Below are 24,590 nucleotides of genomic sequence, written 5' to 3'. Positions count from 1 at the left end.
TCGCTAGACTCGATAGGAAATTCAACATGAATAGAAGACAATTTTTAGCGACTTCCATCGGTGCCACACTTGGCGGTATGGCCAGTTTTTCAACATTAGCCAGTCAGTTACAACTTGGACAAGCGTTGTCGGCGCATCGTTTTAGTGATTATAAAGCCTTGGTTTGTATTTTTTTGTATGGCGGAAACGACAGCTTTAATTTATTGATCCCAACCGATGCTTCTAGCTACCAAGATTATGCATCCACCAGACAAACCCTCGCGGTACCTCGTGAACAGCTGATCGCTCTGAACCAGTCAGATGCCATGCCGTTAGCCATGCCAGATGCTGCCAGTGCACTGGCGGGATTGTTCAATAACGGGCGGGCGTCATTTGTTACTAATGTTGGCCCCATGCTCGCGCCTGCGACCAAAACCGAATTACTCAATAATGATGCTTTGCAACCCCCTCAGTTATTTTCTCATAATGACCAGCAAGCGCTTTGGCAAAACGGCGTGATGGATACCGGTACGACCTCAGGGTGGGGCGGGCGCATGGCAGATCTTCTAATGGACACGGATGCATCACTGCCATTGAGTTTCAGTCTTGGCGGGACGAATTTGTTCCAATCTGGGCGTCAAGCGCAACACTATGTCATGAATACCGATGGGGTGGAGCAGTTTGGTGGCCTTGACCCGCAACATCATTGGAACAATCACCGCATCGAACATTATTTGCGAATATTACATGCGGCAGACGATACGTTTAGTCGTGCTTATGCCCAAAAACTCTTGGCTGTGCGTGAAAACAACGCGTTGTTAAGCGAAGCGCTCGCCGACATCCCAACAACGGATGTGACCTATGGCACAGGCGAAAATCTCGCCGAACAACTGCAAATGATCGCCCGCGTCATTCAAGCGCAATCTGTGCTAGGGCAAAGACGACAAATCTTTTTCGCTTCCTTAGGTGGATTTGATACTCACGATGATCAAGTCAATCAGTTGCCGCGATTACAAAACATATTAGCTGAGGCGATGGCCGGCTTTGATGCGGATTTACAAGCTCGCGGCATGGCCGATAACGTCGTGACGTTTACCCAGTCAGAATTCGGTCGAACTCTCACCTCCAATGGTGATGGGACTGACCACGGCTGGGCTGGTCATCAAGTGATTATGGGGACTCCGATTCAAGGTGGGCGCATTCAAGGTGATGTGCCAGAGCAAGTGATCAATAGTCAGAATGATTTGGGCGATGGTCGGATGATTCCCACCACATCGATTGAGCAGTTTGGCGCGCAAATCGCTCAGTGGTTTGGTCTAGGGCAGTCTGAGATTGCGGATGTATTCCCGCATTATAGTCGTTTTGGTCGAGCGGGGTTTGAGTTGTTTTAATTTAAATTAACTAAAACTAATTAAGCCGAAATCGCGTATCATATTGATATGCAAAACATCACAAATCAATTAACTCCCTCTCATACTGATCTCTGGTTTTTACCCCTCGGGGGCACTGGTGAAATTGGCATGAATCTGAATCTCTATGGCCACTCCAATGCATGGCTCATGGTCGATTGTGGATCTACCTTTAATGTGCCACTTGACTCTAGTCAAGACCATGAAGAGCACGTAAAACGTCATGGTATGGTCATTCCCGATGCTAGCTTCATCATTGAGCGCAAAGACGATTTGCAAGCCATCGTGCTGACTCACGCGCACGAGGATCACATTGGTGCGTTGCTACACATCTGGCCACAACTGCAAGTTCCCATGTATACCACGCGCTTTACCGCCGAAGTGATCCGGCGCAAATTTTACCAAGAAGACTTGTATTACGAACTTCCGATTGTCGAAGTACAGCCTGGTGACGAGCTTGATTTAGGTCCTTTTACCGTGAAATGGTTACCCATCACCCATTCTATTCCTGAAACCCAGGCGTTATTGATCACCACTGAAGTAGGGCGCGTGTTACATACGGCGGATTGGAAAATCGATGATGCGCCGGTCATCGGCAATAAATTCAAACCGAGTCGTTACAAAGCTCTCGGTGCCAAAGGGATCACTGCAATGGTTTGCGATTCGACCAATGCGCCCAAAGCCGACGATGTGTTATCTGAGCAAGCGTGTTTAAATGGATTGACCCAAGTTGTTAAGGCGCAAACGGGCAGAGTGGTGGTGACGTGTTTTGCCAGTAATATTGCTAGGCTGGTTAGCTTGGCTCAGGTGTCCATTGCCACGTACAGATATATGGCAGTGTTTGGTCGTGCGCTTGAAAATATGATCAGCATTGCCCGTCAATGTGGTTATTGGCCAGAAGAGGCGCAAGTCATCCCCTCAAGACACATTGGGTATCTGCCCAAACATGAGGTACTGATTGTGGCGACAGGCAGTCAAGGCGAGCCGCGAGCAGCTCTAGCTAAACTGGCCGCCAACCGTCATCGTTGGTGTGATTTAGACTCTGGGGATAGCGTGATCTTTAGCTCCATGGTGATCCCCGGTAATGAAGCGTTTGTCGATAAAATCACTCAGCAACTCAAAGAACGCGATATTCATGTCATTCAGCAAAATGATACGCAACACACTATTCATGTCTCGGGGCATGCGAACGCTGAAAACCTTGCCCAGATGTATCGATGGGTAAAACCAAAATGTGCTATTCCCACTCATGGGGAAAGCTACCATATGGGCATCAATGCGCACATCGCTCAACAAAACGGTGTACCTTTACAGCTGACTGGTCGCAATGGTGACTTATTTGTTATTGCTCCTGAACCCAGTATTCAGCGACAAGTTTCTGTCCCCAGTCGAATTCCCATTGACCAATAGTGAACTTTTAGTGTGTTGTGATGCGTATGCATAGTATGACAACACAATAATACAGGTGCATTATGTTCAAGAAACTGTTCTTTTTGGCTGTGATAGCCGTTTGTTTGGTGGCATTGATTTTGACCGCCGGTACGCTGGTTTTAGATGGCTCGCCGGGAATGGCATTATTACCAGTGTCGATCGTGTTACTTGCCGTATTTGTCTACATCAAAAAATTTGCCAGTTAATCCTCTTTGTTTCTGCTCATTTGAGGCATTAATTTTTTCAAAATAAATTGATGCCGCTACCCACCATCTTCAATCCCTTATATTTTCTGGATCTTTAGTATAAATGTAAAAAATAATGAACATTTATGTGAATTTAAAGTTAACAAAAACTTAGCGAATAGAGATCCATCTGTGTTCACATTTGTACCAATAAATGTACCTAGGGACTAAAATATGTGGTCACTATGGAACACTCACTATTTTTTTAAAAAAATAAGAAGGCATGAAAAATATGAAAATTTCAAATGTGCTACAAAAAGGAAGCTCGCTCAAAGCGCTTGGCGTGATGGGCTTGCTGATGATGGTGCCAGGTACTGCGTATGCAGGTAACCTAGACCAGAACGATTTTGTCGGAATTACATTCTGGCTGATCTCGATGGCTCTAATGGCATCTACTGTGTTTTTCCTTTGGGAAACACAATCAGTTACTGCAAAATGGAAAACGTCTCTAGTGGTATCTGCACTGGTTACATTCATTGCTGCAGTGCATTATTTCTACATGCGTGATGTATGGGTCGATACAGGCACTTCACCAACCGTATTTAGATATATTGACTGGTTGTTAACAGTACCATTACTAATGATTGAGTTTTACTTAATTTTACGTGCGATTGGTGTAGCGACTGCTGGTATCTTCTGGCGTTTGCTCATCGGTACGTTGGTAATGCTTGTTCCAGGTTACTTAGCGGAAGCGGGTTACATGGATATCACCATCGGTTTTGTTATCGGGATGTTGGGTTGGTTCTATATCTTGTATGAAATCTTCGCCGGTGAAGCAGGCAAAGCAGCAGAGAAGAATGCTTCTGATGCGGTTAAGTATGCTTATAACACAATGCGTTGGATTGTGACTGTAGGTTGGGCAATCTACCCAATTGGCTATGTCATGGGTTATATGTTAGGTGCAGCGTCTCCAGAGGCGTTAAACATCGTATACAACCTTGCGGACTTAGTGAACAAAGTCGCATTTGGTCTATTGATTTGGTACGCAGCGACGTCTGAAAGCCAAACAATTAAAGGCACAGCGGATCAAGCATAAGCTTGATATGACTCGTGACCAGTCAAGCAATAGTTTGGCTGGTCAACCTTTTGTATTACAGCAATACCCCAAAAAATATACGTTCAACAGGTACTTATAATAATAACTGCGAGGCCGGCATGGAAAACGTTAGTCTATTATCCACACAAACCATCAACGAATTGTGTGACCTCACTGAAGTCGAAATGTTACAACGTCTAGAAAGTGATGAAGCGGTTGCATTTCATCTCCAATCGGGAGGTTCAAGAACACGTGCTAGGATTTGTATTAATGCTGGTGTTCAATTAGGCCTACCACAATCTGATATTCTTGCCATCGCAGCTTGCGTTGAACTTCTCCACAATGCTTCATTAGTCCATGATGACTTACAAGATGGAGATGCATATCGTCGTGGTAACATGGCCGTATGGAAAAAATTTGGCCAAGCTCGCGCCATTTGTACTGGCGATGCCATGATCAATGCTGCCTTTGGAGCACTGACTGAACTGACCCAGGTTGAACACGTTCGCGCCTGCTTGCATGAAGTTCACAAAGCGGTTGCCGAAACAGTCAAAGGGCAAACGCTAGATTTGGATAAATCCAATATCAAAGATTCCAAACAATACGAGCATATTGCAGCGCAAAAATCTGGTCCATTATTCCGCTTGGCATTAGCTCTCCCTATGGTTTTGATTGACCGCAGTGACTTGCTGCCAAACGTTAATTACATTGCGGCCAAATTTGCCATCGCGTATCAGATTCTCGATGATATGCAAGATTGGCAAACGGATGCTCAAAACGATACGCTCAATATTGTCTCAATCTTAGCGAATAATAGCTCCACCGATGAGGCTCTGTTCATTGCCCAAAATCGCGTGAAATACCTATTAATGATGTGCAAAAAAGAGTTGGCATTACTGCCAAATAATTGTGCACTTGAAGTTGTCAAAGTCGCTGATAAACTAATCAAATGTGTTGATTAAAGTCTCAGGGTAACCTGAATGAAACATTTCATTATCGAGCATACAAAGTTTTTGTTTTTGGGGATTGTCGTTTGTATTCTGCTCGTAGGTGTGTGGTTTAAACTTGCTACAACATCGAACAAACCCGACTCATTACCGCCTTTATTATCAGCACAATCTTTATCTAAACTCATCGCTTCTCTTGCATCAGATTCCAGTGCAACCGGTGTGGTATTCACCTCTGCACAAGGTGCTAAGCCCCTTGTTTATGCAGAGTATGCGTATGGTCAAATTAATGTTGAAACAGCCATGCCAATGCATGCGCGATTTTATTTAGCTGACGCATCACACGCTATGTTAGTTACCTTACTTTTGCGCTTACAGGATTTAGGCATAGTGCATATAGATCAGGCACTTGCACAATACGTTCCAGAGGCCACGCATGCCTCGGTGCTGACTCTTAGCAATTTAGCGACTCATTCTTCTGGCCTTAGCGATTATTTACGGCTTCAGGAATTTCAACGAGAGGTTGAAACTGATCCATCAAGGATTTGGCAGGCTCCAGAATTATTCCAATGGGTGCAGAATAAACCGCTAAGCTTCATTCCGGGGAATGATGTTCGTTATAGTGCCACTAACGGAGTGTTACTAGGAGAAGCTTTGGCGCGAGCGACCAATATGTCTCTTGCTGAGGCTTTACAAGAGTATGTTTTCAATCCACTTGGTCTCAATGATACTGCTTACATGCTGATGCCATTCTCGGGTGATGTTTCTTATGGATATCGCTATGCGCATCCGCAATTTGCTTATAAACCTGGACCTAGGTTGACTCATCTTGAGCAATGGCGTTTAGAATGGGCTGGCCCGTCAAAATCGATTGTGTCGACCAGTGCTGATGTGACGCAATTTATGCATTTAGTGATGAGCTCTGATTTTTTATCGATTGGTTCGCGAAAGTTGTTGGCTGGTTTGGATGCGCCTATGCAGCGAGGGTGGCAAACGGGCTTGGGCATGTCGCAGTATTTGGGCAGTTCTGTTGTGAGGGGGAGTGTACATGGTGTATCGATTTTTGCGGCCTATGTTCCCGAATATAATCTGTCTTTTTCAGTGTTAGCTAATCTTGACGCCAGTCGCAGTGGAGCAATTCCGGCTGAATTAATCGGCACGAAAGTACTCGAAACGATCTACGGTATGAGATAATTCGGGTATAAGCGTTATTCACCGTTATCGATTTCGGTGTATTTTTTGAGATAATAAAAAGCACAACATAAGACAATACCTATTGGCAACAGAGCCATTAATGTACGGTCTTGCTTCATCAAATAAAACGCAAAGTGGATCCCAACGATACAGATTGTGGCAAACACGGCAAAGCGCGTAAATTGATTAAAATTATTCATAGCAGTGATCTTTCTCTGTACTTACACGTAAGAATGTACCGATATTTTTGGGCAAAGCAAACACCCCAGGAAAAATAGAATGTACAAGCAAGTTGACGACTTTGACTGCACTCTATATTGTTGTCGACTCAGTCTATTTTTTGGGGAAGTAATTATGCAGGTTATTTTGGGCGCAACAGGCCCCATCGGTCTTGCATTGGCATCTCAACTACCCACATTCACTGATGAACCGATTCGCTTGGTCAGTCGTCAGCCACAAGATCTTTCTGCAACATTCAGTATTGAAAATGGCTATTCAGTGGTGGCGAGTGATCTATGCAATGAGCAAGCCGCTCTCGAGGCCGTAAAAGATGCTTCAGTTGTCTATTTTGTCGTAGGATTGCCATTAAATACCCAGCTGTGGCAGGCGCAATTTGAATTAATTACCCAGAATGTGATTAATGCCTGTCTCGCACACCATGCGAAGCTGGTGTTTTTTGACAACACTTACATGTACCCACAAAACGTATCGCGATTAACAGAAGAAACCCCTGTGGTCGGGCAGGGGGCAAAAGGACGAGTCAGAGCTAATATGACGAAAAGTGTGTTGCAGGCGATGCAACATCAAGGTTTACACGCACTCATTGCGCGAGCTCCTGAATTTTATGGTCCGGGTAAAACGTTGAGCTTCACCAATTTAATGGTGTTAAAAGCATTACGCAAAGCTAAGCAAGCGCGGATCTTCATATCCGAACACACCAAACGTACGCTCATCCATGTCGAAGACGCCGCCAGAGCAACGGCGTTATTGGGCAATACCAGTGATGCATACGGCCAAACTTGGCATTTGCCTTGTGATGATGAGCGCATGACCTACGCCCAAATGATTGACTATGCACAACACGTCCTGGGTCGACCTTGCGAGCATCGGGTGCTAAATAGGTGGCTACTTGAAATATTAAAATTCTTTAAACCCGCACTCGCGGAAACTCGAGAGTTATGGCCACGTTATGGCATAGACAATATTTTCGTGTCAGATAAGTTCAAAGCCCGTTTTTCAGATTTTGTGGTAACGCCTTACACACATGGCATCAAACAAACGTTAACCGAGTGATTTACTGGTTAATGCAGACTGCAGAATATGCACGTGTTTGGCCAAGTCATGCCCAAGTTCTGTCAAATAACCACCATCTACCTGCGAAATAATGCCCTTATCAAAAAGTCGTTGTGCGGCAGCTATTTTGGCTGGGTCGGCATCGCGGTGGATTTTGAGTCCTTGCATATGGCTGGTATCGGGGAAGAGTAGAAGTAGGTCCAGTTCTGCAATTTGGTCGGTATCAAATGCCATCTGACATCCTTGTTTGTTATGTTTATGTAAACTATTGAGTAATTATTCTCTACTGTCAAGCTTTATATAAGCATACCAATTAGTCTTACCTAAATCGGCTTTAAGTTAATAGAAATGTGCTTTATGTTAATAAAATAAAGCGCTTACGTTCATTTTAAAGCTATTGGTAAGACCAATTTACAGCTATTGATTAATTTTTCTTTAGCCTTTACTATCGGCTATATAAAAGGAATCACAACACAACCTCTCAATTTGGAATTGCGAACGTCATGTCTGAAAATAAACAAAAAATTATTTACACTTATACCGATGAAGCACCTCTTTTAGCAACGGCTTCTTTTTTACCGATTATCCGCACTTTTACAGCGTCTGCCGACATCGACGTTGATGTCAGTGACATCAGTGTTGCCGCTCGTGTGCTTGCAGAGTTTTCAGAGTTTTTGACAGATGATCAAAAAGTGGAAGACAACCTAGGTCACCTCGGCCAATTAACGCAAGATCCAAATGCGAACATTATCAAATTACCGAATATCTCCGCTTCAGTGCAGCAATTAAAAGCGTGTATCAAAGAGTTACAAGAGAAAGGCTATGCGTTACCAGCGTTTCCTGATGAGCCACAGACGGATGAAGAAAAATCAATCCGCACTCGTTATGGCAAGATCTTAGGCAGTGCCGTTAACCCTGTATTACGTGAAGGTAATTCTGACCGTCGTGCGCCACGTGCAGTAAAAGAATACGCACGCAAAAACCCACACAGTATGGGCGAGTGGAAACAATGGTCGAAAACCCACGTTTCGCACATGAAAGAAGGTGATTTTTATCACGGCGAACAGTCTATGACTTTAGATCGTGCGCGCAACGTTCGCATGGAACTCGTTGATAAAGAAGGCAATGCACACGTTTTAAAAGCTGAATTGCCGTTGCAAGACAAAGAAGTATTAGACTTGATGTTCATGAGCAAAACTGCGCTGTGTGAATTTTATGAGCGCGAGTTTGAAGACTGTAAAGACGCGGATATTTTATTATCGTTGCACGTAAAAGCCACCATGATGAAGGTATCTCATCCAATCGTATTTGGTCATGCAATCAAGATTTATTACAAAGAAGCTTTTGCCAAACACGGCGCTTTATTCGATGAGTTAGGTATTAATGTCAACAATGGTTTGGCCGAGCTCTATGACAAAATCAAAACTTTACCAGCGGCGACGCGCGAAGAAATTGAGCGCGACTTACACGAATGTCACAAAACCCGTCCGCGTTTGGCTTATGTTGATTCGACCAAAGGCATTACCAACTTCCATTCACCAAGCGATGTGATTGTTGATGCATCGATGCCCGCTATGATCCGTTCTGGCGGTATGATGTGGGGCGCCGATGGCAATCAATACGAATGTAAAGCGGTTATTCCTGAGTCAACGTTTGCGCGAATTTACCAAGAAATGATCAACTTCTGCAAATCAAATGGCAACTTTGACCCAACGACAATGGGCACGGTACCGAACGTTGGTTTGATGGCACAAAAAGCCGAAGAATACGGTTCACACGACAAAACATTTGAAGCTGCATGCGATGGTTTAGCACGCATTGTGGATAACGATTCGGGTGAAGTCTTAATGCAGCAAGAAATCGAAGAAGGCGATATCTGGCGTGCATGTCAAACCAAAGACGCTCCGATCCGCGACTGGGTAAAACTCGCTGTAAATCGTTGCCGCAGTTCGAATACTCCAGTGGTATTTTGGTTAGATCCATATCGCCCACACGAAAACGAGCTGATCAAAAAAGTCGAATTATATTTGCAAGAACACGATACAGAAGGCTTGGATATTCGTATCATGTCGCAAGTTCGTGCAATGCGTTATACCCTTGAACGCGTTATCCGTGGCTTAGACACGATTTCAGCAACAGGTAACATCCTGCGTGACTACTTAACGGACTTATTCCCAATCCTTGAGTTGGGTACGTCAGCTAAAATGCTTTCTGTTGTGCCATTAATGGCCGGTGGTGGTTTATTTGAGACTGGTGCGGGTGGTTCAGCACCGAAGCACGTTCAGCAGTTAGTTGAAGAAAATTACTTGCGTTGGGATTCGTTAGGTGAGTTCTTAGCCTTGGCAGTTTCGATTGAACAGTTTGCAGAGAAAAACGGCAATACACGAGCGAAAATCCTAGCCGATGCCTTGGATGCTGCAACCGGTAAATTGCTCGATAATAACAAGTCGCCACAGCGAAAAGTGGGCAAGTTAGATAACCGTGGTTCGCACTTCTATTTGTGTTTATATTGGGCGGAACAGCTTGCTACGCAAACTCAAGATACGGATTTGGCTGCACAGTTTGCACCATTGTTCGAGAAGTTGAGCGCGAACGAAGATAAGATTGTTGAAGAGATGATTGCCGTACAGGGCCAGCCTGCAGATATCGGCGGCTATTACTACTCTGATCCGGTTAAACGCGATGCGGTTATGCGCCCAAGTGAGACGTTCAACAGCATTTTAGAGAATGCCTTTGCTTAATCATAAGTGAATAAATGTGAGCCACTTCATTTGAAGTGGCTTTTTTTTGCCCAATTCTCGCACCTTTCTACTTTTATTCTATAGTTATCTATAAGTCATAAAATTTATATTTAATATGTACAAAATCATCTATTTCAAAAAACGCATTAGCAGTCTATCATAAGTCTCAAATCTCCAAATCATTCCTCAACATAGATAGGACACGATGGCATTTACTCTGCACACCTCGAATAGAACGGAACATTTGTTAGAGCATCTGGCCACAGTTATTGAGTCACACCCTTTGCCCAGTGTGTTTGATCAGGAAGTATTTTTAATTCAGTCACAGGGCATGGAGCGTTGGTTATTGCAACGCTTATCGGATCGTTTTGGGGTGATGGCAAACTATGAATTTTTGTTTCCCAACAAGTTTTTTAACCAAATCAGTCTGCAAGTGTGTTCAGAGCAAAGCCTCAAACCAGAGCATTTTGCTCGGGAGCGTTTGGTTTGGGTGGTCGATGGGGTTTTAAAAGACATTCGTGATGAGGCGTTGACTGAGTTTGGCGAGGTTTTGCGATATTTAAAAGACGATAACGGAAAAAAACGCTTTCAACTCGCTCAGCAGTTGACCCAGTTATTCGATCAATATCAGATTTTTCGTCCATTATGGATGGATCCTGAGTCGGTACCGGATTTAACTGTTTTAGGAAAACGCAAGCATTGGACCTTGCAGATTTGGCGCCGTGTCTTAAAACGCATAGAGGATGAGCAGCATATTGGCCAAATGTGGCTCAATCTGATGCAGGCATTACATGACGCTGAAGTTGGCACGTTTCAGGATTTACCACCGCGCATTTCTGTATTTGGGATCCATTCCATGCCCGAGGTATTTGTCAAAGTCTTACAGTGTTTATCAAAACACATTGACGTACATATTTATCTTACCCAACCAACCAAAGGGTATTGGGCTGACATTCGTTCTCGCTCACAAACTCGTCTCGATCAGCTTATGCAACGAGTGAGCTCCGCTGAAATTGCAAAATTAGATGCTTTTGCTCAGCAAATAGATGCGTCAAGTGAGCATCCATTATTATCTCTACTTGGCCAACAAGGCCGAGATTTCCATAAATTATTACTCGCCACTGCAACGTTTCATTGGGAGTTTGATAGTACAGAACAAGATATTGAGGCAGAGACGGTACTCAGTTCGATTCAACATGCGATTTTGCACAATATGGCCCAACCCCAGATCACTCAAGCAGATGAGTCACTCCAGGTGGTATCGTGTCATTCTCGGTTGCGTGAGGTCGAAGTAGTCAAGGACGCAATTTTACGTCAGTTGCAACATAATCCTGAACTTGAGTTGCGTGATATTGCGGTCATGGCACCCAATATTACCGACTATCAGCCGTTTATCGATGCCGTGTTTTCTGGCAGCGATATGCCATATGCAATCGCGGATAAAGCTCCGCAGTCTGGCAATCAGGTCTATGCAACGTTGCTGTCCGTTTTGGATCTGTTACCTGGACGTTTTACTTGGTCTGAAGTGGTTGATGTATTAGACAGACCCTTAATTCAGTCCTTTCTGAATATCTCGTCTGCGGATGTCGAGCAAATGGTCATATGGATCGAACACACCAATATCCGTTGGGGCAAATCATCGGCGCATCGAGCGAGTATGGGCTTGCCAGCTTTGTCTTTAAATACGTGGGAAGCCGGAATTGCCCAAATGATGCAGGGTTTTGCGATGCAAGGGCAAAACGTCTCGATTGAAGGCGGTCAACTGGCGCTTCTTGAAAAGCTCGATTTTTTTGTCCGCGAGTGTTTATTTGTTTGGTCGGAACAAGCTTCCACCGCTAAAACCCTTGCACAATGGGAAGCTTGGTTCAGTGAATTGATAGTGCTTTTATTTGACCCACAACACCCTCTGGTACAGGAGCTCATAAGAACGTTTGCCCAACTCAAGCTAGACTATCCTTGTCAGGATGTACTCAACAACGAGCATGAGCTCAGTACCATCATTGCTTGGTTAGATAATGCCATCAGCGAGCGCAAGAGCTCCCAGGGCTTTATGGCTGGGCAATTGACCTTTTGTTCTATGCTGCCGATGCGCAGTATTCCATTTGAGGTGGTGTGCGTCCTGGGGCTGAATGATGGGGAGTTTCCCAGAGCAGAACCGCATCGCAGCTTTGATTTAATGGCCAATGATTTTCAGCTTGGGGATAGATCCGTTCGAGTCGATGACCGCTATCAATTTTTAGAAGTGTTGTTATCCGCTCGTTCCCATTTGCATCTGAGTTATGTCGGTCAATCACAAAAAAAACTTCAAGCCATTCCGCCTTCAGTTGTCGTACAAGAATTGTTAGATGTTCTTGGCATGAAAGAAGAGCAATTTGTGATCCAGCATCCATTGCAACCCTTTGCTAAACGATATTTTTTGCCACATAGTCGAGTGAGCACCTTCGCTCAATACAACGCTCAGATAGCTCAACAGATTGATGACCAATCTGATGATGCTGCTTGGGTTGAATTACCGCTGTCGACCAGTAATCATCAATACGATGTGATTGATCTGGATGATTTGATGAGTTTTGCGTGTCATCCCCAACGCTGGTTTATGAAAGAGCGCTTGGGAGTGAGATTGAATAGTGTAGATTCGATGATTGCGCCTCATGAGCCATTTGCCATTGGCCCTTTAGAACGCTATCAGCTTAATCAAATTATCTTTCAGCGCTTTTTAGAAGGCGCAGGGGCCGAAGTCATTGCGAATCAATTATATGAATCCGGTCAATGGGCGAGTGGTCAGGTAGGCAAAAGGCAGCTAACTCATCAAATTAAGCATGTTGAGCGATTTGCAACAGCGGTTAAACAAACGCAGATGGATAATTTTTCTGAAGTGTTTAGTGTAGATGCCAAATACGGTCAATACCGTATTCAAGGTGCATTGCCGAATTATTATGCAAGTGGTTTTATTCAGGCGCGATTTAGCACGTTGAAAACCAGAGACTTTATTAAGGCAGGGCTTGTGTGTGCCATAACGGAACAACCCGTGTATTTGTATGGGGCTGGAACGGGACAAAACGTTGTGGCAAAAGAGTTTGCTGAGGTTCACATGGATTTACCACTCTTGCTCAAAATGTATGTTGATGCATACAACGATCCGTTGCAGTATTGGCCCGATCTGGCATGGTCATGGCTGACCACATATCACAGCCCTCAATCAGCTAAACTTGACGAAGATGAGCGTCGCTATAAAGCGCATTCCTCGGCACTCAAACAGTTCGATAGCCAAAGGGGAATAGGTTTTAAAGCTATACCTGATGACGATGTCATGCGTATTGCACAAGGCCGCTCGTTTGATCAGATTTGGCATAGCCAATCCCAACACCTCAGTATCGAATGTATTAAGGATATTTTCTTTGCCAGTAAAGGAGGGCGCTCATGAGTCAGCCATTTGATCCAATTGCTCAGCCCTTTGTTCCTGGCATCACCTGTATCGAGGCCAGTGCCGGTACGGGAAAAACCTATTCAATTGCCTATCTTGTTTTGCGCCTTGTCGTGGAGCAAGGGATACCTATCGACAAAATTTTAACGGTCACCTTTACCAAGGCGGCAACGGAAGAGTTAAAAGAGCGTATTCGAGCTAAGTTGTATGCTGCACGAATGGCCTATGATACGCCGAGTGATGATTCGCAACTGATGGATTGGATCCACACCCGGCAAAAGAGTAGGGAGCAGGACATCGCTTTTTTGAATAGTGCCTTGGTGGATATTGATTTAGCCGGTGTGTTTACAATCCATGGTTTTTGTCAGCGAGTATTGACCGAATTTCCACTGGAAAGTCAGCAGGGATTTGATTTGACGATGAGTGATGAGGCGACATTACTCAAAGAGCAAATTGTCCATGATTTTTGGCGTCAATATACTTATGACCTCACCCCTGAACAAGCGTGGACGTTTGCGCAGGTGAACACCTCACCACAAATGTTAATCGATTGGCTCAAAGAGGTCGGACAATCAGAGGTTGTGTTGTTACCGGCGAAAACGGTAGAGTGGGAAGCCGTCTGGCGGATAATTGATACTCAGTCTAACAAACTCAGCACCTGGTTGAAGACTTATACCACTCCACTGTTGAATTGGTTCGCATCGAATCAAGAACAGTTCAAAGGTGAGGGGGTATCTGTTTTTGAAAACTTGTCTTCTGAATATATGAAGCTGTGTTCATTTACCAGTTTCGCGGCGCTGTTGAACGGCAAAAAATTCATGAAAAAAGGCGGTATATCAGGAGATGAACGCAAAGCCGCTTTTTGGGCTGAATTTGAATCTATATTCGAACCGCCAATGTTTGCAGCTCAAGCCTATCAAGAGGCTCTCCCCAGTCTTGAAGTGAGCTTAAAACATGAGTTATATCATTATTATCGCGCTGAGTTACAGCAGCGGCAAGATGCCCAAGGGGTGATCAGCTTTGACGATTTGATTTTGCGTTTAGCGCAGATATTGTCAGATGAAGGGGCGCATCAAGATATCAAAGACGCCATTCAAACACGATATAAGGCTGCGTTAATTGACGAGTTTCAAGATACGGACGCCGAGCAATGGCATATTTTCCATAGTTTGTTTGGCTCAGGTCATCACTATTTGTATCTGATTGGCGATCCCAAACAAGCGATATACAAATTCCGTGGAGCGGATATCGATACGTATATCGAAGCGGTCAATACTGCCGACGTGGCTTTGACGCTTGACTTTAACTGGCGCTCTGCGCCAAATTTAGTGTATGCGACCAATGCGATTTTTGCACAAAAAGACCACCCTTTTGGCAATGAACAACTCCCATTTCAAGCGGTGAAACCGGGCCTAAAATACAAACCAGAAGACCCCGTCATCGAGCAGCCTTTGCATTTTTGGTTGGTTGCTGAAACGGACAAGGGCACCAAGAATCCGCCAAATGAAGAGACGGTGATCTGCAATAATGTGTGTTTGAATATACTCGAACGGCTTAGAACGACCGATACATTACCTGAAGATGTAGCGATTTTGGTTCGCAATAATTATATTGCAAAACGCTATCAACAAGCGCTTGCCAAACTCAAAATTCCCGCTGTTGTGCGGACTAAAGACTCAGTGTTCGGATCAGACGAGGCCAAATCTCTGTACCGGATCTTAGAAGCCTTGTTGCAACCGAATCGTCTATCATTGGCCAAAAAAGCTCTAGCAGAGCCAATGTTTAGTCCAACACTCGAGGCATTTGTACAAGCGAATGAAGGGCTCAATAATGAACTGGAACGCTGGGTCACATCACTATATAAAGCATCCGATATTTGGCAACAAAACAGTTTATTTGCTGCGATGACGTATTTGTTTGAAACGCATAGTGCGTTTGTCAATTTGGGTCGATATCAAGACGTAGAACGACGCATTACCAATCTTCGACATATCCTAGAGCTGCTCCAGGAGCACGTTTTGGATGAAGCGTTATCACCACAACAAACGTTGCAAGCATTAGGCAGGCTTATGGTAGGACAGAGTTCAGATGAGCTAGAGTTACGACTGGAAAGCGATGCCCAAGCGTTGCAGATTGTAACCATACACTCATCAAAAGGTCTGCAATACCCAATTGTGTATTGTCCTGACCTGCATAACACTAGTCAGAAAGCACTTAATGGTTCGGTGTATCGTGTGAAACGAAACGGTCAGTGGCATGCTAATGTAAATGATGAGGGGCGAAGTGTTCTGGCTGAGCAAATGTGTGAAGATGTATACAATGAAGACACGCGCTTAATTTATGTTGCGCTTACTCGTGCAAAGCAAGAAACCATTGTGGTGATGCCGCAATCATTTGCATATCCTTTAGCTGAAGGCGATATCACAACAGAAGATAGCAACCTGCGTAGATTACTGCCAAAAGGTCTCCCGCAGAGTCCAAATATAACCAGTCGAATAATTGATGAGGTGAGTTTGCAGGGGGCAGGTATCTATCAACCCATTACCGATGAACTGAACTGTGCAAACGTTAACACATTTACTCGTTCAGTGGACAAACGTTATCGCATGACAAGTTTCTCAGGCTTGAGTAAAAACGTCAAAGAAGAAACGGCGATGGCCAAAGCATCGGATGAAGGTCTTGTAGTAGAAGAAACATTAGCACATGAAGATATTCTGCCCAAAGGCGCACATTTCGGTAATCTATTACATGATGTGTTGGAGTTGTCTGATTTTGCCGCACTAGCCAGAGCTGGTGTCGATCCGGATTTAGTCATGCAGTTGGTCAAAAAACATGGCGTTTTTGACATGCTTCACAAAGACAAATCTAGCGAGGAAGTCCTTAATCCCACGTTTTTTGATGCGTTCAATCAACTGATACAAAATACCGTACACGCCTCACTAGAACTTGGTCATTTTATCGCGTTAAAAGATATTTCGTCTGCATCCGTGCTCAAAGAAATGCCGTTTTATTTTCCTCTTAGTGAAAGTTCCACCAAGCAAATTAATGAATTGATGGCAAGTCATGCTCCTGAGATCCCATTTGTGCCAATTCAAGACAAGTCACTGGTCGGTCACCTCAACGGATTTGTGGACTTAATTGCCCAATACTCTTGCGATGACTCTGAGCAGTTTTTTGTTATGGATTACAAATCCAACTTTATTTCTCAAGGTTATGATTTTGATGCTATGCATTACAAAATGCAGACCAGTAATTATGGGTTACAAGGTGTCCTCTACACTTTAGCGTTGCATCGTTATTTGCAACATAGATTGCCAAATTACCAATATGAAAAGCATATTGGTGGGGTGAGATATTTGTTCTGTCGAGGCATGCGAGAGGGGCGAGCGGAACAGGGCGTTTACCGCTACGACATCCCCTTTGCTTTAATCGATGCGTTGGATAAGTTGTTTGCAGGAGATTCTGTCTATGTCCATTAATCCTGAACAGTTATCCAACAGAGTTGCATCGTTTTTTGCCGCACAAGACTCAGGATGGCAACCGATTGTTACCCGGTTGCTCGATGCGCTCAAAGAAGGTCACATTTGCATTGCATTAAATGAGGATGAACTGAAGAACGCTAAAATGCGCAATGATGTGTATCAAACCCTCAATGATAACCAGATAGAGTGCACCCAAGCAGATAAACCGTTTGTGCTAGATAAAGGGCACTTGTATGTGCAACGCTATTGGCAACACGAAGTGGAAGTCGCAAATAGGTTAAGAGTATTGTCTCAATCTACCTTGCAGTTGCTTTTATCGCTTGATACTTACTTTAATGATGAGTACCAGCAACTTTCTGCGCAGATGGCGTTAACCAAACAGCTTGCTGTGATAACCGGTGGTCCAGGCACCGGTAAAACCACTACAGTGGTCAAAATTCTTGCTCTGTTATTAATGCAATCCCCAGAACTCACCATTAAAGTCGCAGCGCCAACGGGGAAAGCAGCGGCTCGCTTGAGTGAATCGTTGCGCAATGGCAAACAAAATATCGAATTTGTTCGAGCGTGTTTTACTGGGCAGGAGCAGGCTTTAGATGCAGTGCCAGAAGAGGCCTCGACGTTACACGGTTTATTGGGAGCAATACACGGTTCCCCAGAATTTAGGCATCACAAAGGCAATCCATTGCATGCAGACGTAGTGGTTATAGACGAAGCTTCTATGGTCGATATTGGCATGTTTAATCGCTTACTCAGAGCATTGCCTGCAAAGTGTAAGCTAATTTTGATGGGCGATGCTGACCAGCTTGCTTCAGTCGAAGCTGGCGCTGTTTTATCCTCGATTGCGCAAGGTATGCCAGAACATAGGGTGCATTTACAAAATACGTATCGGTTTGGTGGCGCTATCAAAGCGTTAGCGGTTGCAGTCAACGAACAAAAAATTGAGGCCTTTGACAGTGTGTTGAGCAATGCTGATCCAGCCATTAATATGGTGTTTGGGTCGGTTATTGATTTTGCCAAAGCGCAATATTCAGCTTATGCAAAGCGTGTTGAGCATTTCTCAACAGTGGGTGACATTGCATCTGTCTTTGAGACCTTTGCTCAGTTTCAGGTGTTAACTGCGACACGCTCGGATAAAGAGCAGTTTGATGCATTGGGACAACGGCTGGGTTTGGCTCAAACTGAGCAAAATTGGTACCACGGGCGGCCGGTGATGATCACACAAAATCAAGCGGATATCGGTTTGTTTAATGGCGATGTGGGCATTGTGTTGGCCAGTTTGACAGAACATAACCAGCAAGAGTTGAGAGTGTACTTTCCATCAAGCGATGGGTACCGCTCGTTTTTGCCTGCCCAGTTACCAGCGCATGAGACAGCGTTCGCCATGACGGTGCACAAGAGTCAAGGCTCTGAGTTTGGGCATGTGTGTTTGGTGATGCCAGATAATAACAAGTTATCGTCTAATCCGTCTCAGCTAAAACAACTCATGTGCAAAGAGTTGTTATATACCGGCATCACCCGAGCCAAACAACAAGTGTCATTGGTAGGGGAGCTTGAGGTATTGCATTTTGCCATTAGTACTAATACGCAACGAAACAGCTTATTGACTCAACGTCTCCTTGCTTGACTTGGCGCGCTTTGCGGTGGTTTGGGCTTCTTGGGTTTTTTGGGTTTCTTCGCTTTTTTCTGTAAATTAGTCTGCGGTATTGCTTGACTACAGACAAACCCCGACTCGTTTTTTCGAGGGATATGTAATTGGATTAAATGCTCTATCCCAGCCAATGCCGGTGCTTGTTCGGGCGTCACCAAACTGATGGCTAGACCTGACTCTCCAGCACGCCCGGTGCGTCCAATACGGTGCACATAGTCTTCTGAGACATCTGGTAAATCAAAGTTGATCACATAAGGTAAGCCGGCGACATCAATACCACGCGCAGCAATATCGGTTGCAACCAAAACTTGAATGTCATTATTTTTAAAATCATTCAGCGCTCGGGTGCGCACATTCTGCGATTTGTTGCCATGAATGGCCGCTGCAGGGATGCCCTTTTTGATTAGAGTCGTTGTAAGACGGTTAGCACCGTGTTTGGTTCGAGAAAAGACCAACACATGATGAAAGTTATATTCTTTGATCAAGTGAATGAGTAACTTAGTCTTGTCAGATTGGTTGACTGTATATAATACTTGCTCAATCCGCTCCACCGTTGAGTTCGGCGGGGTGACCGTAATTTCAATGGGTTGTTTGACTAAACGTTTGGCTAATTGGCGTATATCGTCTGAAAACGTTGCCGAGAACATCAAGGTCTGGCGCTTTTGTGGCAGTAATGTAATCACGCGCTTAATATCATGGATGAAGCCCATATCGAGCATCCGGTCGGCTTCATCTAAAACCAGGGTGTTCAGTTGTCCAAATTTTACGGCGTTTTTTTGCACCAAATCCAACAAACGACCAGGTGTAGCAATTAAAATATCCGTACCGCGTCTGATTTTCATCATTTGTGGATTGATTTTGACCCCGCCGAAGACGACATTCACACGAACATCCATGTATTGACTGTATTTGACAACATTGTCGTAAATTTGTGAGGCAAGTTCTCTTGTCGGAGCAAGGATCAAAGTACGCACATGGTTATTGGTTACGTGCTTGGGTTGTTTGAGTTGTGCTTCGTAAAGTAAATGTAATATCGGCAAGGTAAAAGCAGCCGTCTTGCCGGTGCCGGTTTGCGCCGCTGCCATCACGTCCTTTTTAGTCAATACCGCCGGAATACCCTCAAGTTGAATGGGGGTCGGAGAGGTATAATTGTGTTCGGTTAACGCGCGCAGTATTGGCGCACATAAACCCATTGTAGTGAAAGAAGCTTCAGCCATCGTCTTATAAGTCACTTTCTACATAGTGAGGTAAGTCTTCAAGTGCAGGCACCGCAACCGAATTGCCATTCTGATCGAGTGCCACAAACTTAAAAATAGCCTCGGTCACTTTTTCACGTTGACCAATCCGACTGCGACGCACCCAGCATTCGACGTTGACATCCAAGGAGCTGCGACCCACGCGAACAATGCGAGTGTAGACACCCAAAATATCCCCCACATGCACCGGCTTGATAAAACTCATGCCATCGAGTGCAACCGTGACCACTCTAGTTTGCGCACGTTGCCCTGCACAAATGCCTGCGGCCATATCCATTTGTGATAAGACCCAACCACCAAAAATATCTCCAGCAGGATTGGTGTCCGCATGCATGGCAATGGTGCGTGTGGTGAGGCGACCAATCGGGACTTTTTCTTGTAACGCAGGCTGTGCAAATGAGATCCCCTCCCAGCCATACTTGATGAAGTTACGGATATTAGCGTGGTCAGTACCATCTGGGTTTTGTAACACATCTTTGCGATAAAAATCGCCAAATAAAGACAAAGTCGCTTCTGGTCTGAGTTTATTGAGTTTGGCAAAGGCAAATATTTTACATGAGCCTTCGTTGCTGCCCGCTGCATTATGGGTGTCGCCGTTGGTAAAGTCAGAGGGTGTATAATCGTAATATGAATCTATGACAGACATGACAGTTGCAAATTCAATAGTGTGTGGCGCTGAGTCAGTCAGCTCAATCAGAGTGTGTGGGGTCATGGATGAGTATGGTCTTGCGTTGTAAAGAGGAGAGTATATCAAATTAATTCGGTGAGGATGTAGATTTGTTAAAACTGGGCGATTGAACAGCTACATCTGAAGGGATTGAGATATATTGTTTCGTAATGAGATAGCATAACAATTTAATATAAGCTTCATTTAATTGTCACGATCTTGAAAAAGAACTGATAAGAGTTTGTCATAAAAATCACGTAGTTTTTTTAATGTTCAAATTGCATGAACAGATATCTCACACTAGGACAATTGATATGAAAAAAACACTCACTATATTTGGTAGTGCAATATTTGCTGTGGCTACCGCCCATGCTCAAACTGCACTTCCTGATTATCAAACGCAAAATGCGTGGTTTACTGATGCGCAGTCACAGTTAGAACGCAAACTGGCTGTAAAAAACACATTTAAAGCAAAAAACGTCATTTTGTTTGTCGGTGACGGAATGGGTATTTCTACTTTGACGTCTGCGCGTATTCATAAGGGGCAACTTGAGGGAGATCCGGGCGAAGAAGGGTATTTAAGTTTTGAGACTTTCCCGCATACTGCCTTGGTAAAAACCTATAACGTTAATGCGCAAACACCTGATTCGGCCGGTACGATGACCGCTATGATGTCTGGCTTAAAAACAGATGTTGGTGTCATCGGTGTAGATGAAGACATCGAACGTGGCGATTGCAGTACCGTTGCAGGCAATGAGGTCATGACTGCACTAGAAATGGCTGAAATTAAAGGCCTATCGACTGGTGTCATTTCAACTGCGCGTATCACACATGCAACGCCAGCGGCAACTTACGCTAAATCAGCCGATCGCAACTGGGAAGATGTTTCTGACATGCCAGAAGCTGCTGTAACCGATGGCTGTGAAGATATTGCATCACAGTTAGTCAACTTCGAAGCAAACTTAGAAGCACGCTTTGCCGGTGTCGATGTTGACGGCATCGATGTGGTTATGGGGGGCGGTCGTCGTCATTTTTTACCCAAAGATGCGGCGTTTAATTCAGCTGATGCCAGCTCGTCAGTCGAAGGGGATCGTACTGATGGTCGTAACTTAGTAAGTGAGTGGCAAGCCACTTATCCGCAGGGGCAATATGTTATGAATCAAGCTGGTTTTGATGCAATTGATACTGCTTCAGCAACTAAGGTATTTGGTCTGTTTAACGAATCGCACATGCAATACGAAGCCGACCGTGGCAACGACATTGCAGGTGAGCCATCGATTGCTGAGATGACAACCGCGGCAATTGAGATCTTAGATAACAATCCAAATGGGTTCTTCTTGATGGTTGAGTCTGGCCGAATTGACCATGCGCACCACGCAGGTAATGCCGCTGGTGCCTTAACCGACACCTTGGCTTTCGCCGAAGCGGTTGCAGCGGCGGATGCTTTAACCTCGGATGAAGATACGTTGATTTTGGTTACAGCTGACCATGGCCACGTGTTTACCATTGCTGGCTATCCAAAGCGTGGCAATCCTATCCTAGGTAAAGTCGTTTCAGTCGGTAGCACTGAGCCTGCGATGGCAGCTGACGGACTACCGTTTACTACATTAGGGTACACCAACGGTCGCGGATTCCGTGATTATGGCGCTGAAACGAACTCAGATGTGACATATGGGGAACCTAACAACAACGGTCGTAAAGATTTGACTGCAGTTGATACCACTACGCCAGGCTTCCACCAAGAAGCGCTGATCCCAACCTCATCTGAAACCCACTCTGGTGAAGACATCAGTTTGCACGCGAAAGGCCCAGGCGCACAATTAGCACAAGGTGTCGTTGAACAAAACTACATTTATCACTTAATTAATCAAGCATTAGGCTTGGTCCAACAATAACAAAGCCTAAGGAATACTACGATGAAATTATTAAAATTAAGCGTCTTAGCGTTAGCCATTGCTGGCTTATCAGCCTGTACCCTAGACGGTGAAGATGGCGCTACAGGTCCTCAAGGGACACAAGGTCAAACTGGCGCACAAGGTCCAGTTGGCGCACAAGGTCCAGCTGGCAATAACTCGTTAGTGAAGCAAACCGTCCTTGCCATAAATAACGAAAATTGCCGTAACGGTGGTACGCAGATTGACTCTGGGATTGATTCTAACGCTAATGGCGTATTAGACACTGCAGAGATCAGTCAAACCAGTTACGTGTGCACGCCCACCGTAAACACCGTAGATCGCAATACTATTTTGAATAATTTGACTAACCCATGGTACCAAGATGGTCAATTAGAGATTTCTGAAGCACGCGAAACATGGTTGCAAACGACTTCCGGTAGCATGGCAAAAATGGCACGCGTTGACTCTGCCAATGAAACCACAGCACAAACCATCGTGCGTTTACGTGGCACAGCGAAAAACGTTATCTTGTTTGTCGGCGACGGTATGGGCGTCTCTACGGTCACTGCGGCGCGTATTTTAGATGGTCAAAACAAAGGCATGTTAGGTGAAGAAAATAACTTGCACTTTGATGAGTTTCCTTTCGCAGGCTTATCAAAAACCTATAATGTTGATGCACAAACACCGGATTCTGCTGGCACCATGACCGCAATGGTTTCAGGTGTTAAGACAGATGTGGGTACCATCGGTGTTGATGAAGACATTGAACGTGGAAACTGTGCCACGGTTGCTGGTAATGAACTAGTCACAGCGCTAGAGCTTGCTGAAATGGCCGGAAAAGCAACGGGTATTATCTCGACTGCACGTATTACTCATGCCACGCCGGCGGCAACTTATGCCAAATCAGCCGATCGCAACTGGGAAGATATTTCAGATATGCCTGAAGCGGCGATAACGGGAGGTTGTGAAGATATCGCGTCACAGTTAGTGAATTTTGAAGCAAACCTTGAAGCGCGTTTCGATGGTGTGGATGTCAATGGTATCGATGTCGTGATGGGCGGTGGTCGTCGTCACTTTTTACCAAAAGATGCGGCATTTAATTCTGCTGACGCGGCGTCTTCGGTAGAAGGTGATCGTACCGATGGTCGCAATCTAATTGCCGAATGGCAGACGCAGTATCCAACAGGCGCGTACGTGATGGACCAAGCGGGATTTGATGCGATTGATGCAGAAGCGACGGAAAAACTATTCGGTCTGTTCAATGAATCTCACATGCAATATCACGCTGACCGTGTCAATGACATTGCAGGTGAACCGACGATTGCGGAAATGACTGCAAAAGCGGTGCGTATCCTAGATAATGATGAAGATGGTTTCTTTTTAATGGTCGAATCAGGTCGTATTGACCACTCACATCACGCAGGTAATGCATACGGCGCATTGACAGACACCATTGCTTTTGCAGAAGCGGTTAAAGTTGCTGATGAGCTGACAGCTGATGATGATACCTTAATCATCGTTACCGCAGACCACGGTCATGTCTTTACTATTGCTGGTTATCCTAAGCGTGGCAACCCCATCTTGGGTAAAGTAGTCGGGGTAGGTTCTGATACACCTGCGTTAGCTGGTGACGAACTGCCTTACACGACGCTAGGTTATACCAACGGACGTGGTTTCAGAGACTTTGGTCCAACGAGCTTTAACCCTGATGCAACGTATGGGTTAGCTGCGGATACTGGGCGTAAGGATTTGACGGATGTCACTACATCAGAAGCGGGTTTCCACCAAGAAGCATTGGTACCTTACAGTGCTGAGACCCACTCAGGTGAAGACATTGGGATTTATGCAAAAGGGCCTGCAGCGTTTTTGGTGAATGGTACCAATGAGCAAAACATGATCTATCATATCATGGCATTTGCGGCTGACCTTAAATAACGTTGACA

The 24,590-nt window shown here is 44.9% G+C and carries 17 protein-coding genes; 13 read left to right on the top strand and 4 right to left on the bottom strand.

All coding sequences use genetic code 11. The features are described 5' to 3' along the window. Positions 1 to 26: 26 nt before the first annotated feature. The 6 genes from NLG07_RS10055 (at position 27) to NLG07_RS10030 (ending at position 6,241) form a co-directional block, all read left to right on the top strand. Positions 27 to 1,370 carry a DUF1501 domain-containing protein gene (locus tag NLG07_RS10055; RefSeq protein ID WP_254855319.1) on the top strand — a complete coding sequence of 448 codons (1,344 nt, stop codon included), beginning with the start codon at positions 27 to 29 and terminating at the stop codon, positions 1,368 to 1,370. A 48-nt stretch (positions 1,371 to 1,418) separates the two neighbouring features. Continuing rightward, positions 1,419 to 2,798, top strand: a complete 1,380-nt coding sequence (locus NLG07_RS10050; RefSeq protein ID WP_254855318.1) for a ribonuclease J — start codon at positions 1,419 to 1,421, stop codon at positions 2,796 to 2,798. A gap of 62 nt (positions 2,799 to 2,860) precedes the next feature. Beyond that, the gene (locus NLG07_RS10045) at positions 2,861 to 3,025 is read left to right on the top strand and encodes a hypothetical protein (RefSeq protein WP_254855317.1); all 165 of its coding nucleotides are present in this window, start codon (positions 2,861 to 2,863) and stop codon (positions 3,023 to 3,025) included. Between the two features lie 271 nt (positions 3,026 to 3,296). Continuing rightward, on the top strand, positions 3,297 to 4,100 hold the full coding sequence (locus tag NLG07_RS10040) for a bacteriorhodopsin-like (RefSeq protein WP_254855316.1): 804 nt from the start codon (positions 3,297 to 3,299) through the stop codon (positions 4,098 to 4,100). A gap of 119 nt (positions 4,101 to 4,219) precedes the next feature. Continuing rightward, positions 4,220 to 5,062, top strand: a complete 843-nt coding sequence (locus tag NLG07_RS10035) for a polyprenyl synthetase family protein (RefSeq protein WP_254855315.1) — start codon at positions 4,220 to 4,222, stop codon at positions 5,060 to 5,062. An 18-nt stretch (positions 5,063 to 5,080) separates the two neighbouring features. Beyond that, on the top strand, positions 5,081 to 6,241 hold the full coding sequence (locus tag NLG07_RS10030; RefSeq protein WP_254855314.1) for a serine hydrolase: 1,161 nt from the start codon (positions 5,081 to 5,083) through the stop codon (positions 6,239 to 6,241). A 14-nt stretch (positions 6,242 to 6,255) separates the two neighbouring features. Here the strand turns inward: NLG07_RS10030 and NLG07_RS10025 are convergent, their stop codons facing one another. Continuing rightward, the gene (locus tag NLG07_RS10025) at positions 6,256 to 6,441 is read right to left on the bottom strand and encodes a hypothetical protein (protein WP_254855313.1); all 186 of its coding nucleotides are present in this window, start codon (positions 6,439 to 6,441) and stop codon (positions 6,256 to 6,258) included. A gap of 154 nt (positions 6,442 to 6,595) precedes the next feature. Here NLG07_RS10025 and NLG07_RS10020 point away from each other — a divergent pair, with 154 nt between their 5' ends. Next, a complete protein-coding gene (locus NLG07_RS10020) occupies positions 6,596 to 7,534 on the top strand; it encodes an NAD-dependent epimerase/dehydratase family protein (RefSeq protein WP_254855312.1) in 939 nt (312 codons plus the stop codon). Here the strand turns inward: NLG07_RS10020 and NLG07_RS10015 are convergent. Next, positions 7,523 to 7,768 (bottom strand): TIGR02647 family protein, encoded by a 246-nt coding sequence (locus tag NLG07_RS10015; protein WP_254855311.1) that lies wholly within the window; start codon positions 7,766 to 7,768, stop codon positions 7,523 to 7,525. The genes NLG07_RS10020 and NLG07_RS10015 overlap by 12 nt on opposite strands. A 269-nt stretch (positions 7,769 to 8,037) precedes the next feature. Here NLG07_RS10015 and NLG07_RS10010 point away from each other — a divergent pair, with 269 nt between their 5' ends. The 4 genes from NLG07_RS10010 to recD all read left to right on the top strand — a co-directional run bounded on the left by NLG07_RS10010 (position 8,038) and on the right by recD (position 18,805). After that, on the top strand, positions 8,038 to 10,275 hold the full coding sequence (locus NLG07_RS10010; protein WP_254855310.1) for an NADP-dependent isocitrate dehydrogenase: 2,238 nt from the start codon (positions 8,038 to 8,040) through the stop codon (positions 10,273 to 10,275). A gap of 205 nt (positions 10,276 to 10,480) precedes the next feature. Next, positions 10,481 to 13,699 carry an exodeoxyribonuclease V subunit gamma gene (recC, locus tag NLG07_RS10005; RefSeq protein ID WP_254855309.1) on the top strand — a complete coding sequence of 1,073 codons (3,219 nt, stop codon included), beginning with the start codon at positions 10,481 to 10,483 and terminating at the stop codon, positions 13,697 to 13,699. Next, the gene (gene recB / locus NLG07_RS10000; protein WP_254855308.1) at positions 13,696 to 17,178 is read left to right on the top strand and encodes an exodeoxyribonuclease V subunit beta; all 3,483 of its coding nucleotides are present in this window, start codon (positions 13,696 to 13,698) and stop codon (positions 17,176 to 17,178) included. The genes recC and recB overlap by 4 nt, the downstream gene beginning before the upstream one ends. Then, on the top strand, positions 17,168 to 18,805 hold the full coding sequence (recD, locus tag NLG07_RS09995) for an exodeoxyribonuclease V subunit alpha (protein WP_254855307.1): 1,638 nt from the start codon (positions 17,168 to 17,170) through the stop codon (positions 18,803 to 18,805). The genes recB and recD overlap by 11 nt, the downstream gene beginning before the upstream one ends. Here recD and NLG07_RS09990 read toward each other — a convergent pair. After that, positions 18,787 to 20,046 (bottom strand): DEAD/DEAH box helicase, encoded by a 1,260-nt coding sequence (locus NLG07_RS09990; protein ID WP_254855306.1) that lies wholly within the window; start codon positions 20,044 to 20,046, stop codon positions 18,787 to 18,789. The two genes, recD and NLG07_RS09990, sit on opposite strands and share 19 nt — an antisense overlap. A 4-nt stretch (positions 20,047 to 20,050) precedes the next feature. Beyond that, positions 20,051 to 20,797, bottom strand: coding sequence for a HopJ type III effector protein (locus tag NLG07_RS11920; RefSeq protein WP_368501252.1), 747 nt, complete (start codon positions 20,795 to 20,797; stop codon positions 20,051 to 20,053). A 269-nt stretch (positions 20,798 to 21,066) separates the two neighbouring features. Between NLG07_RS11920 and NLG07_RS09975 the strand changes: the two genes are divergently transcribed. Together NLG07_RS09975 and NLG07_RS09970 are read left to right on the top strand one after the other, a co-directional pair. Next, positions 21,067 to 22,647 (top strand): alkaline phosphatase, encoded by a 1,581-nt coding sequence (locus tag NLG07_RS09975; RefSeq protein ID WP_254855305.1) that lies wholly within the window; start codon positions 21,067 to 21,069, stop codon positions 22,645 to 22,647. A gap of 21 nt (positions 22,648 to 22,668) precedes the next feature. Then, entirely contained in the window at positions 22,669 to 24,582 is a 1,914-nt protein-coding gene (locus NLG07_RS09970) for an alkaline phosphatase (RefSeq protein ID WP_254855304.1), read from the top strand. The last annotated feature ends 8 nt before the right edge of the window (positions 24,583 to 24,590 follow it).

The organism is Alteromonas sp. LMIT006 (genome assembly GCF_024300645.1).
Taxonomy (GTDB): Bacteria; Pseudomonadota; Gammaproteobacteria; order Enterobacterales; family Alteromonadaceae; genus Opacimonas; species Opacimonas immobilis.
The sequence above is the reverse complement of the archived record's forward strand: the minus strand, read 5'-3'. Positions and strand labels throughout refer to the sequence as shown.